We start from the raw sequence: 12,880 nt of genomic DNA, 5'->3' as shown, positions 1-12,880 counted from the left end.
GATCACCTTCTAAGTGGTTTGCTGAGCCAAATCTCTAGATATTTTTGTATCCAAGAATAAAGAATAACCAATAGCCAGTAAATCAAGCCAACCACCAAATATGTCTCAAAAAAGCGCATGTTAGCGGATGCAATCATTTTTCCCTCTGCAAAAAGTTCTGTAATCCCTAATGTAAAGGCAAGGGACGTTTCTTTAATCAAAGATATAAACGTATTCCCTGTCGCAGGTAAAGCATTTAAAGCAGCTTGTGGTAAAATGATTCGCGAATAAATTTGCACTCTTTTCATACCAGTTGCAAGGCCGGCTTCCATCTGCCCTTTGTCCACGGAATTCAATCCAGCTCGGAAAATTTCTGCTAAATAAGAGGATTCTTTCAAACTAAATCCAATGATCGCCGCCATGATTGCGTCCATCGTTGTCAACGACGGGAATAATTGTGGTAAACCGTAGTAAATGATGAACAATTGTACTAACGTAGGCATTCCTCGAAATAAAGAGATATATAAAGCTGCCACATGGGTGATTCCAAAAATATTGCTGTTTCTTATTAAGGCTACTACAAGTCCAATTATAATGGCTAAAACCATCGAAACGATGGCTAAAACCAGGGTAATCGGAATATATTTTGCGATTTGTAGGGAAATTTCCAACATGTATTGTAAATCAAAATTCATAATGCTTTAAAACCTCCGCTATGCTTATTCGCCGGATTCCGTGGTAATATCTTCACCAAAATATTTATTGGACAGCTTCGCTAATGTTCCATCTTCTTTAAGCTTTTGAATTTCTGTTGTGAATTCTTCCTTGAATTTTTCACCTTTTTCTGTTTTGGTAAATGGATATCCTACATTTTCATAGGCAACTGGATCACCGACTAATGTTAACGGAAGATCATTTTTCTTTATTTCTGCAACTAAAATTGGACGAGAATTGATATATCCATCTACACGGTTGTTAATAGCATCTTGCATCGCGCCATCCCTAGTTTCATAGGTACGTATCTTGATATCGCCGTTTTTATCGTATTTTTCTAGGTTCGCAATGTTATTTGAACCCAATACACCAGAAACGGTTTTTCCTTTTAAATCATCTAGTGTTTTAATATCAGTGTTTTTGGTGTTTGTTACAATTTGTGCACCATAATAACTATATGGTTCTGTAAAATGAAATTGCTCTTGGCGTTCTGGTGTTATAGCAACGGCATTCGCAACTGTGTCTAATTTACCTGAACCTAATTGTCCCATTATCCCACTGAAATCCGAAGTGACCCATTCTACCTTGTATCCTAAATCCTCGGCGATGAGTTCTGTAAGTTCTACGTCGAAACCTGTTAATTTGCCATTCTCCTGATAACCATTTGGATAACTTTGGCCAGTGGACCCCACTCTAATTGTTTTTTGTTCGGAATCAGTAGAAGTATTCTCTTGCTTTGCATCGCCACATGCTGTAAGTGCTAATACAAAAAGTAAAGCGAATCCAAGGGAAAGGATTTTTTTCATCGTTGTTTTCCTCCTAATTTTAAATAGTTTGATTATGTTTTGCAGTCCAAGCTTGATATTGTTCCGGTTGCAAAATTTTTCTCAAATATATCGTGAGATGGCCTTTGCCTAAATCTTTTTGACCTATTTCTTCGAATCCATTTTTTTCGTACATTTCTTTGAGCCATGGATGATTATCTGCCGTTCCAAGAGTAACCGCTGAGGCTTTCAGCTGCTTCTTCAAAATTTCTTCTTCGAGCCATGATAATACTTTTTTTCCTATGCCTTGACGCTTATATGCGGGGTTTGTAGCGAACCAGCCTATGTGTGGCAATACGAGCGGGCCAGGATTTGGACCCCACGGTAACCGAATCGATACGGTGGAAATGAATGTCCCATTTTCCTCCAGCACATACACCTTATTTTCGGCTATGTGTTTAATTGCTTCCTCTCTTGTGGCTGTTGCCGCAGAGAAGTGAATATCCAATTCTCGAATACTCGCATAAGCATTTAATGTTAAACGAAGAAATTTATCCACATCTTCTACTTGTACTTCACGAAATATTTGACTCATCTCGTACCTCCTATACTCTAGTAATTTCTTCTTCGGTAGGGTGGCTCTGTCTTTGCGAACCATCATCCAGGTGTAAGAAGTTTAAAAGTTATGAGAATATTGATTGACCGGTTTATCCAGGCCAAGATTCCCTCGTAATGTGTTACTTTCATATTTCGTACGGAAAATTCCTTTTGATTGCAGTTCTGGGACAACAAGTTCAACAAAATCTGTTAAAGAATCTGGCAAGAGGGCAGGCATAATATTAAAGCCGTCAGCTGCATTTTCATTCACCCAATCTTCAATCTTATCCGCAATCTGCGTTGGTGTTCCAATTGCGATATGATGTCCGCGTGATCCTGCAACCCATTGATATGTCTGACGTAATGTTAAATTTTCATTGGTCGCTCGTTTAACGATCAAATCATATTTACTTTGGATACTATCTACATTATCAGGCAATGAAATATCAGCAAACGGTGTATCCAAAGGGATACTCGAAAAATCCACATTTCCAAAATACCTTCCCATAATAGCCAACCCTATTTCGGGAATAATTAACTCCTGTAATGCCTCATACTTCTCTTGGGCTTCCTTCTCAGTCTGTCCCACAATCGGGAACAATCCTGGCATAATACTCAAGCTGCTTTTCTCCCGATTAAAAGCGGCCAAATGACTTTTTAACTCATTGTAAAATGAAATCGCGTCTTCCTTGTTCTCCTGCGCAGTAAAGACAATCTCTGCGTGCTTTGCTGCAAGCAATTGCCCATCGCCAGAAGAGCCTGCTTGTACGATAACCGGATGCCCTTGAGGAGAGCGAGAAACATTTAATGGTCCTTTTACAGTGAAGAACTCACCTTGATGATTGATTTCATGAAACTTGCTTTCATCAATAAATTGACCTGTTTCTTTATCAATAATCAACGTATCGTCTTCCCATGAGTCCCACAATTTCTTGGTAACTTCAACAAATTCAGTAGCTCTTTTATAACGTAGACTATGTTCTAGATGTTCTGATTTATTAAAATTTGCTGCTGTAGAGGCAAGGGACGTTGTGACTACGTTCCAGCCAGCACGGCCCGAGGTAATATGGTCTAAAGAAGCGAATCTTCTAGCAACATTAAAGGGTTCTTCGTAGGTGGTGGAGGCTGTTGAAACCAAACCAATATTGGAAGTCGCCGAGGCTAGATAAGATAACAGGGTCAATGGCTCAAATCGTGTCAGAATATTAGGGTGCGAGTCCTTTGCAACTGACAAACTATCTGCCAAAAATAATAAATCAAATAAACCTTTTTCGGCAGTCTGCGCTAACCCCTTAAAATAATCGATGTTCATATTAGCTTTCGGATTGGCGTTTGGATGTCTCCAAGAAGCAACGTGATGTCCTGTTCCAGCCAAAAATACACCTAGTTTTACTTTTTTCTTTTTCATGTGTCAATTACTCCTTTGTGTCTTCACTTTTAAACGCAGGGGATTTATAATATAAATATCCTTACAGGTTTACTCTGAATTGTTGCTAAAATAAAACCCGCTTCCAATTAGAAGAGGGTTTCTTCCGCCCAAAGTGTATCTAATGTCTTTACTTTTTTACTACTATTGAAATTAAATACTTTTTTGTATTGATACGTTAATATAGTAAATTACTTCAAATGGTAGCATTTTGTATAATAAATTGTCAATGGAAAATATTCAAAATAAACACTTTTCATTTCTGGGATATGATTGACTTCATTCCATCAGATGCTTACCATGCTACATAATTTAGAACTCATACTTTACACGTTTATCAACAAGCGATAGCTGCTTCAATTGATATTCCTTGGATATTAGTTTCGTTCTTTAATTTTTTCATGAGAATGAATGGGGAAAGCTTTTAATCGTATTTTTGAGGAGATGGATAACCGTTGACTATAAGCAATGTAGAATTAGAGAAGTATCTATTGAAATTCAGGCGTGATCTTCATATGACACCTGAATTATCAAACGAAGAATTTGAAACGACTAGGAAAATTAAAGAAGCACTTCAATCTCAGGATATTAAGATACTTAATTTTCCATTGAAAACGGGTGTGGTAGCTGAGATAAAAGGAAGCAAGCCTGGACCTACGATAGCACTTCGCTCCGATATTGATGCTTTACCGATTTTGGAGCAATCTGAGGTGAGCTTCCCTTCAAAGCACGTTGGCGTTATGCACGCATGTGGTCATGATTTTCACACCTCTGTCATTTTAGGAACTGCTTTTTTATTAAAAAAAGAAGAAAGAGATATGGCCGGAACGATTCGTTTGATATTTCAACCTGCAGAGGAAACGGGACACGGTGCAAGTGCTTTAATGGAAACCGGTGTGTTGGATGATGTGGATGTGATTTTTGGTCTTCATAATGATCCGACGTTGAAAGTTGGAGAGTTAGGAACAAAACATGGTGCATTGACAGCGGGAGTCGATCGCTTTGAAGTGCATGTTAAAGCAACTGGCTCACATGCGGCTAAACCGGAAGAGGGGAATGATCCGATTATCATAGCAGGACAAATTATCTCAACGTTGCAAACCATCATCAGCCGAAATGTTGCACCAAAAGAGACTGCCGTTTTGAGCATCACTCAAATTCATAGTGGATCAACGTGGAATGTTATCCCTGATAGTGCATATTTAGAAGGGACCGTCCGCACCTTCAGTAAAACCCAACGAGAGTTCATACAGAAACGTATGAAACAAGTCTTACATGGTATAAGTGAAACATTCAATGCAAAAGTTGAATTATCTTGGCATCCAGGTCCCCCATCAGTTGATAATACGCCAGAATGGGCAGATTTGATGCTTCAGGTTGGAGAATCAGCAGGCTACACGACAAAAATGCTAGAAGCTAGCTCAATAGGTGAAGATTTCGCTTTTTACCAAGAAAAAATACCAGGTGCTTTCGTAATGATAGGTTCAGGCGGTCCGTATGACCTGCATCATCCGAAGTTTATTGTAGATGAAACGGCACTTTTCCCAGCCGCTTCCTACTTCCGCTTATTGGCTTTAGAAGCGGTGAAAAAAGTAAAGAGTTGATAGTAAATCGAACACAATTTGTTAAACAAGCGAAGAAACAAGCTAAATAAGAAGGCCACCAAATTAGTGACCTTATTATGCATCCAATGAAAGTAGTAAAATCGTACACAACCAGTCAACTAAATGAAATATTTGAAGTAAAAGAGAAGGGGGGGGCATATCATCATGAAAACCTATCCATTAAATGAATCCGATTATCATTTAATTGCTGCTGGAGACGCAAGAAGGGGGCAAAGCCTAATTGTTTGGGCCATCAATGAAGGCCGTGAAGTANAACAAAATTCACGAGTAAATTAGTGAAACTCACGAGTAAAGGAACGAAATTCACGAGTAAAGTTGAGTTTGATCCTATACTATAACTAAAATTAAGACACAAAAAGCAATTCTTCCATAATGAAGGATTGCTTTTTTATTCGGATACCATATTTACTTTATTCGCACGATAAAATCATTTAATTTATCCAATGTGGTGATGTTTTGATTGCATTTTAAGCTATCCAAGCAAATATAATTACCTTTTTTAATGAATGTACCTTGTACTGTTCCTTTTGTTTCGGACATAAACATTCCTAATTCTTCAAAGCGACTGCATATGGCACAGATACCTTTTTTGTTAGAAGGTTTAATTGTCCCATGCAACCCCAATAGCTTATTGTGATGAGGTGCTATGATGAATTTTTTTCCGGAGCCGATATCATCCCATCCCAAATATGAAATCTCTCTCAAGTCTAAGTTCTCTAACATAGGGTTCTTTAACTTCTTCGCTTTAGGAAATAGCTTTTTGATTGTTTTTTCAGTCACTTCTTTAAAAGGAATCACAAATGGCTTTATCTTCAATAGAAACACTTCAGCTTGTGCAGGCTCTTTGATGGTATCAATTGGGTCTAATACTTGCCTTTGCTCCTCACTCAATTCATTGAATAAGCTTAACACTCTTTCTTTCGCGACTGTTTTCAGGGTATGAATAACATCCCTATCATTCGCAGTCGCGTGTCCATTTATGAGAATCTGAGTTTGAGACTTAATAAAGTTATATTGCTCACTTCTGATAAAAGGTTCCATTTTTCCACCCCTGTTCATGTTGCTACGATACCTTTTAAACTTGGTACCGTTTCTATTTACTTTACAGAATTTGCATCAACATTGAAAGGTAGAAAACGACTAAGAAACATACTCGACATATGAGTAGCGCTGATAATATTATCAGCGCTACCATTTTATTACCTATTTAGAATAAACGATTTTTTTGATGGTTTCTATGGAGAGAAAATGTTCCTCGGCTAATTGATGAATTGTATGCCCCTTTTTAAATGCATATTTAATAGAAGCATTTCTGTCATCAATGTATTTCCTTGATCCCGAACTAGCTCCCCACTTTTGATAAGTCGTTTCTAGTTTAGGGATATATATTGTTTCACCTTGTATATACTTTTGAATTTCCACAATCAGCTTTTCAGGTAAAACAGTCGTTGCTTTTACATATTTCATTTCTGCCAGCCCCTTATTCTTTTTTTAGAACAAAATAAGGTGCAAAGCCAAATATATAGAAATGATAAGCTGGGCGATGTTAGTTTAGATTAATTTTACCCCATGCAAAGTATCGCCTCCAATACTAGGCTTTGCATGAGACGCTGCAGAAGGTGGCATTAAAAGTCTTATTGCCATCTTTACACCTCCCCTTTGTGTTATAAATAACACTTATTTTAATTATTATAAAATATATAAATGTGATTGCAAACTATTTCCAATATATGATAATACAAACTGAAAGGACCCAAATGGATAGAAGGATGGGCTGATTGTTTGATAATGAACTTTGTACATGAAATAATTGAATATAGAAACCAAACTAACCATTATGGGAGCTGACTTTTATGAAAGTATTCGTAGTTGGGGCAAATGGGCAGATCGGTAAACACCTGGTTGACTTGCTAAAAGATAGCCAGGAACATACTGTACGAGCAATGATTCGCAAAGAAGAACAGAGGAAGCATTTTGAGAAAATCGGAGTCGAATCTGTAATCGTAAGTTTAACGGGATCGGTGGATGAGATTTCGAAAGCGGCAAAAGGGTGCGATGCAATCGTGTTTACGGCAGGATCGGGAGGCAGCACAGGCGCGGATCAGACGCTTTTGATTGATTTAGACGGTGCTGTTAAAACGATTGAAGCAGCTGAAAACCTAGGAATCAACCGATTCATCATGGTCAGTGCCTTTCAGGCGAATAATAGGGAAAACTGGAATGAAGCCATCAAACCATATTATGTGGCCAAACACTATGCGGATAGAGCATTGTTACAAAGCAGTTTAACGTATACCATCATCCGGCCGGGCGGACTTGTGAACGAACCTGGCACAGGCCATGTAGCCGCTGCTGAGGAACTGGAAAGAGGGACGATTGCGCGGGAGGATGTGGCTCAAACAATTCTTGCCTCATTAATCGAAGAAAATACGTATAACCGTTCCTTTGACTTAATAACAGGGGATACACCGATTCCTCAAGCGTTAAAAACAATTTAATAAGAAAAATAGAGGCAGAGCCATTCAGAAGTGAATGTGCTCTGCTATTTTATTCCTTCTATATATTTGATGATCTTCGCAGGGTTTCCGCCTACAACCGCACAATCTGGGACATCTTTTGTTACAACAGCTCCCGAAGCAACAACAGCATTGTTCCCTATTGTAATTCCGGGATTGATGATGGCTCTGCCGCCAATCCAAACATTGTCTCCAATCGTTACGGGCTTTCCGTATTCTACACCTGAACTGCGTTCGAATGGGTCTAGTGGATGTGTGGCTGTATAGATATGTACCCCAGGAGCCAACATACAATCCCTTCCTATACGGACTTCGCAAATATCCAGGATGACACAATCAAAATTCGCATAAAAGTTTTCCCCTACAGTAATGTTATACCCATAGTCACAACGAAAAGTAGGCTCAATGTATATCTTTTTCCCACTGAAACCAAAAAGCTCCCTCAGATGTTCAATTCTTTTACACTCATCGGTCTCCGTTGTCTGATTGTATAGTCGGGTTAACCTTCGTGCATTCTCTCTATCTTTTACTAATTCTGGGTCCGCCGCAATATATAGTTCTCCGTTCACCATTTTTTCTTTTTCTGTCTTCAATACTTCAACCCTCTTTCTAATATGTTTCGTTTAAAAGTGAAAATATCACTGAATATAAAAATAATTTTAATAGGAAATGAGTTGTACCCATTTTATAACCCTCTATGTTAAATCGCTATATATATTGCTTTGTTATCCCTCATGTTAATAAAGAGAAAAGAAAAAGAAAGATTTTTCCGAATAATGAAAGAATTAATTTTTGACAAACGTTCCAGTGCATTTTATAGTAAGGGTTGTTGTGTTTAAGTTTCAGGTGGATACATGACAATGGAATAAGTAAATTCCGTAGTTTATTTCACTTTTAAATCGAAATTAGATGGACAACATCTCTTTTCTTTTGTTAAGAGAATCAAAATATTGGAGGCTTCAAAATGTCAAAGAAAGCACCACTTTCTTTTGTTATTGTTACAGGATTAATGCTTTTTGCTTTATTTTTTGGTGCAGGAAACTTAATATTCCCTGCTATGCTCGGTCAATCGGCCGGGACAAATTTATGGTCTGCTAGTTTAGGATTTATCATTACAGGTGTTGGATTGCCATTTGTCACAATATTAGCATTTGGTTTTTCAGGTAAAAGTGATGTGCAGTCGCTTGCAAGCAGAGCGCACCCGATGTTCGGTTTTATTTTCACAGCCGTTCTATATTTATCGCTCGGGCCGTTATTCGCTCTTCCAAGAACGGGAAGTGTGTCTTATGAAATAGGGATTAAACCTTTTCTTCCAGATGGAGTCGGCTTTTTACCTTTGCTAGTATTTACGGTCATATACTTTGGACTTGCCTGTTTATTATCTATTAACCCATCGAAAATGTTGGATATTGTCGGGAAAATTCTAACTCCACTATTATTGATTTTTATCGGGATACTAATTGTAGTGGCAATTGCAAATCCAATGGGCGAAATACAATCTCCTATCGCAGATTATTCAGATAATTCGTTCTTCAAAGGTTTCAAAGAAGGATATTTAACTATGGATACGCTTGCTGCATTTGCATTTGGTATTATTATCATTAATGCAATCAAAGATAAAGGAATTACTTCAAGAAGAGAAGTTTTAGGTTTCTGTATGAAAGCCGGCCTTATAGCAGCTTCTCTATTAGTAATTGTTTATACTGCTTTAACTTATGTCGGAGCAACTAGTGTGGAAAAACTTGGTTATTTAGGGAATGGTGGAGACGTTCTAGCGCAAGCTTCGAATTATTTTTTTGGTTCTGCAGGTGCAGTACTGTTAGGATTAATTGTAATCGCAGCTTGTTTAACTACTAGTATAGGCTTGATAACAGCTTGTGCTTCCTATTTCAATAAAGTAATTCCTGCTGTATCGTATAAGTCATTTGTTATTATTTTTTCAGTTTTTAGCGCAGCTGTTGCCAATGTAGGTCTGACCAAACTAATTTCGATTACAGTGCCTGTGTTAACCGCGATTTATCCATTGGCCATCGTTTTAATTGTGTTAACATTCTTGCATTCCTTTTTCAAAGGAAAATCCGAGGTATACTTTGGGAGTTTATTATTAACAGCCATCATCAGTATTTTGGATGGATTAATGGCTTCCGGTGTTAAAATTTATGCTGTTTCCGATTTTTTCACCGATTTTCTTCCATTATATAGTGTAGGAATAGGTTGGGTGCTTCCAGCCATTTTTGGTGGTGTATTAGGCTTTGCGATAAGCTTAATGAAAAGGAGTCCCGAAGAAGTGTATTAAGCCTAGTTATTCACTTTATGAAAATAGGCATCAGAACTTGAACGTTGAATGTAAATGATTACTCTTAGAGCTGTCTATATGACGGCTCTTTTTCTTAGTGTTTGTTTTTACCGGTAAAGAGCATTAAAATGATGAAAAAGGGGTGTATGGAGACAATGATTAATCGTTTACCAAAAGAAATAGCTAATATTTTACATACAAATAAAAAAAATTCCTCTCAATTTGAGGAACTGATAAGGAAAGGTGGATATCTGCCTCCTGAGATGGAGTTGATGGTGGATGCCATTACAGCCTTAAGTATGGGGAAGAACATCCTCTTGAAAGGACCGACAGGGGCAGGGAAGACGAAATTTGCCGAGACGTTATCGAATTTATTCAACCAACCGATGTTCAGTGTCAACTGCTCAGTCGATTTGGATGCTGAAAGCTTATTGGGCTTCAAGACGCTTGCTTACAAAGAGGAAAAACAGGTGATTGAATTCGTTCCAGGTCCTGTTATCAATTCGATGAATCACGGACATTTCTTATACATAGATGAAATCAATATGGCGAAGCCGGAAACACTGCCGTTAATCAATGGGGTGCTCGATTACAGGAGAACGATAACGAACCCGTTCACGAACGAAGTCATCACTGCGAAAGATGGTTTTAACGTAATTGCTGCAATAAACGAAGGCTATGTCGGTACAGTACCGCTGAATGAGGCGCTGAAAAACCGGTTTGTCGTGATCGAGGTTCCTTATATCGAAGGAGAGCAGTTAAAGCAATTGATTCAATCGAATACACAGTTGAAGGATTCAAGAAGTATCGAATTGTTCGTTAAGCTGTCAGGTGACTTAATAAACGCCGTTAATCAAGGAAAAGTGGCTGAAGATGCAGCATCAATTCGGGCTTTGCTTGATGCCTGTGACCTCAGTGTATTGATTCCCCCGAAACGTGCGATTCTTCGCTCCATCGTGGATAAGTTGGACGAGGAACGAGAGCGGGAGTTTGTGAAGAATTTGGCAGATACATTATTCTAACTAGGAGAATGCCGCATGAAGTATATTCGATTCAATGATTCAATAATTGATACGGCCCTTTTTTTGCAGCTGCAGGATCTATCGACTGTCTTATCAGGTATTCCTGACCTGGAATTTGAATATAATTATGGTTCCTTTATTGATCTGATTCAGACTAAGGTCACAGCCAGCCATTTTTGGGAAAATGGGAATCAGGAGGTAAAAGAAGCGGGATTGAAAACAGATGTGCTGCTTAGAACAATTGGGACGCTGCATCATTCTACAATCCTAAGCATGAAAGAGTACCAGGACATCATAGAAGAATGCTCGCTTCCAAAGTTTGCTGCCCAGTTGTTCACCATATTCGAAGATCTGCGTTTGGAGGAATTGGTGAAAAAAGAACGTCCTGGCACGAAAAAGTGGTTCTCTGTACGGGGAGCTTACCTAAAACAATATTTTGAAAGCCAATTAGCGACAAATGTCACAAGAAGCTTTGCGTTAGATGAGCTGTTCTGCCTCGTTTATTTACTGATTCATTCGGATAGGCCAGATCCTGTTTTTCCGAGAGCTAATGAACGCCAACTAGAGGAACTGGAAAAAATTAAATCGCTTATTCATTCGGTCTTTGAAGCAACAAAAACGAGTGATATCACTAGAATTTGTGAGCAAATCGTTTTTAGGTTGAACGAAGAGTATCAGGATACGATGAATGAATATTTCATATTTCCTGTTGCTAATGTGGAGAAGTATAAAGCGAATACGTTATTTGATGAACTAACAAGAAATGATGAACTGGTGAACGATGACGCAGAAGATGTAAGTGAAGAGAATAGTGAGTTTATTGATGAAAAATTCTCGACATGGCATCGCGAGAATAAAAATGGCGAGAATAATTCGACCTTCCTTCAGTTTGAATTGGAGCAGGGAACGAAAACAAGCTTGATGGGCGGCGGAGCTCGGGAAGCGGAAGATGCTGACCAGGCGCTGGCCTCGATTCAAGGCTCGTCAGGAGAAAGTGAACAAAAGGAATACAAGCAACAGGAAACGCTCGAAAAGAAGCAAACGAATATCGGAAAAAGTGGTGAACATCCATTTGGCGAAGAAAATAAAGACGTCGTTCAGATAATTAAGGAAGCAAAAATGCCCACTCCTATTGAGGAAAAACGCTATCGCGAGTTTGTTGCAGATATTGAACCGTTCAAGAGAAAACTCTCAAGTACGATTGAAAAAACACTCGAAAATAAAAAGAATGCACCAAGAAAAGACTTGGTCTATGGCCGCTTATCAAAGAAATTACTGCCGCTTGTACTCGACGAAAATCCAAGAGTCTTTTACAAAAAGAATAGGGATTCCAATGAAATAGATGCTGTGTTCACGCTATTGATCGATTGCTCGGCCTCTATGCATAACAAGATGGATGAAACAAAACGGGGGATCGTGCTGTTTCATGAAGTGTTGAAAAAATTAAGAATTCCTCACTCGATTGTCGGTTTTTGGGAGGATGCAAATGAGGTGAAAGAAGGCTATCAGCCGAATTACTTCCACGTGATCCAATCCCATTCTGATTCGCTTTATCAAAATTCAGGCGCAAAAATCATGCAGCTTGAACCGGAGGAAGACAACAGAGATGGCTACAGTATCAGGGTTGCAACAAAAGAATTGGAGAAAAGGAGAGAAAAGAATCGCTTCTTGCTCGTATTTTCCGATGGTGAACCGGCCGCAGCCGATTATGACCAAAATGGAATCGTCGACACGCATCTTGCCGTATCCGAAGCCCGGAAAAAAGGAATCGAAATCATTGGCATGTTTTTAGCGGATGGAAGCGTTGATGAAAGTGAAGAACTGACGATGAAAAACATCTACGGCAAAGAACGGCTGATGATTCCGAGTGTAGCTGAATTGCCAGAGCATTTTACCCCGCTATTAAAGAAGCTGTTACTGAAGACCATTTGAGAAAGCCAT

The 12,880-nt window shown here is 38.7% G+C and carries 12 protein-coding genes and 1 pseudogene; 6 read left to right on the top strand and 7 right to left on the bottom strand.

Translation table 11 applies throughout. The features are described 5' to 3' along the window. Positions 1-2: 2 nt before the first annotated feature. The 4 genes from AKG34_RS20875 to AKG34_RS20860 all read right to left on the bottom strand — a co-directional run bounded on the left by AKG34_RS20875 (position 3) and on the right by AKG34_RS20860 (position 3,462). Positions 3-674 carry an amino acid ABC transporter permease gene (locus AKG34_RS20875; RefSeq protein ID WP_053347879.1) on the bottom strand — a complete coding sequence of 224 codons (672 nt, stop codon included), beginning with the start codon at positions 672-674 and terminating at the stop codon, positions 3-5. A gap of 24 nt (positions 675-698) precedes the next feature. After that, a complete protein-coding gene (locus tag AKG34_RS20870) occupies positions 699-1,499 on the bottom strand; it encodes an amino acid ABC transporter substrate-binding protein (RefSeq protein WP_053347878.1) in 801 nt (266 codons plus the stop codon). Positions 1,500-1,518: 19 nt separating this feature from the next. Next, complete coding sequence (locus AKG34_RS20865) at positions 1,519-2,052, bottom strand: GNAT family N-acetyltransferase (RefSeq protein ID WP_053347877.1); 534 nt, start codon at positions 2,050-2,052, stop codon at positions 1,519-1,521. An 81-nt stretch (positions 2,053-2,133) separates the two neighbouring features. Beyond that, the gene (locus tag AKG34_RS20860) at positions 2,134-3,462 is read right to left on the bottom strand and encodes an LLM class flavin-dependent oxidoreductase (RefSeq protein WP_053347876.1); all 1,329 of its coding nucleotides are present in this window, start codon (positions 3,460-3,462) and stop codon (positions 2,134-2,136) included. Positions 3,463-3,935: 473 nt separating this feature from the next. Here AKG34_RS20860 and AKG34_RS20855 point away from each other — a divergent pair, with 473 nt between their 5' ends. Together AKG34_RS20855 and AKG34_RS29770 are read left to right on the top strand one after the other, a co-directional pair. Next, a complete protein-coding gene (locus AKG34_RS20855; protein WP_053347875.1) occupies positions 3,936-5,084 on the top strand; it encodes an amidohydrolase in 1,149 nt (382 codons plus the stop codon). Positions 5,085-5,285: 201 nt separating this feature from the next. Then, positions 5,286-5,357 (top strand): annotated as a pseudogene (locus AKG34_RS29770) (hypothetical protein); the annotation flags it as partial. 153 nt (positions 5,358-5,510) lie between these two features. On the opposite strand, the gene AKG34_RS20850 reads toward AKG34_RS29770, so the two are convergent. Continuing rightward, positions 5,511-6,146 carry a FusB/FusC family EF-G-binding protein gene (locus AKG34_RS20850; protein WP_053347874.1) on the bottom strand — a complete coding sequence of 212 codons (636 nt, stop codon included), beginning with the start codon at positions 6,144-6,146 and terminating at the stop codon, positions 5,511-5,513. A gap of 162 nt (positions 6,147-6,308) precedes the next feature. Then, positions 6,309-6,572, bottom strand: a complete 264-nt coding sequence (locus AKG34_RS20845; RefSeq protein ID WP_053347873.1) for a CD3324 family protein — start codon at positions 6,570-6,572, stop codon at positions 6,309-6,311. A gap of 386 nt (positions 6,573-6,958) precedes the next feature. Here AKG34_RS20845 and AKG34_RS20840 point away from each other — a divergent pair, with 386 nt between their 5' ends. Continuing rightward, entirely contained in the window at positions 6,959-7,603 is a 645-nt protein-coding gene (locus AKG34_RS20840) for an SDR family oxidoreductase (protein ID WP_053347872.1), read from the top strand. A gap of 44 nt (positions 7,604-7,647) precedes the next feature. Here the strand turns inward: AKG34_RS20840 and AKG34_RS20835 are convergent, their stop codons facing one another. Then, positions 7,648-8,214 (bottom strand): maltose acetyltransferase domain-containing protein, encoded by a 567-nt coding sequence (locus AKG34_RS20835; protein ID WP_053347871.1) that lies wholly within the window; start codon positions 8,212-8,214, stop codon positions 7,648-7,650. Between the two features lie 371 nt (positions 8,215-8,585). On the opposite strand from AKG34_RS20835, the gene brnQ reads away from it, so the two are divergent. From brnQ to AKG34_RS20820, 3 genes are all read left to right on the top strand, one after another. Beyond that, entirely contained in the window at positions 8,586-9,917 is a 1,332-nt protein-coding gene (gene brnQ, locus AKG34_RS20830; protein ID WP_053347870.1) for a branched-chain amino acid transport system II carrier protein, read from the top strand. A gap of 155 nt (positions 9,918-10,072) precedes the next feature. After that, entirely contained in the window at positions 10,073-10,939 is an 867-nt protein-coding gene (locus AKG34_RS20825; protein ID WP_082527419.1) for an ATP-binding protein, read from the top strand. Between the two features lie 15 nt (positions 10,940-10,954). Further along, a complete protein-coding gene (locus AKG34_RS20820) occupies positions 10,955-12,871 on the top strand; it encodes a vWA domain-containing protein (protein WP_053347869.1) in 1,917 nt (638 codons plus the stop codon). The last annotated feature ends 9 nt before the right edge of the window (positions 12,872-12,880 follow it).

This window comes from Peribacillus butanolivorans (genome assembly GCF_001273755.1).
Classification (GTDB): domain Bacteria; phylum Bacillota; class Bacilli; order Bacillales; family DSM-1321; genus Peribacillus; species Peribacillus butanolivorans.
This window is presented reverse-complemented; position numbering and strand designations above follow the sequence as displayed.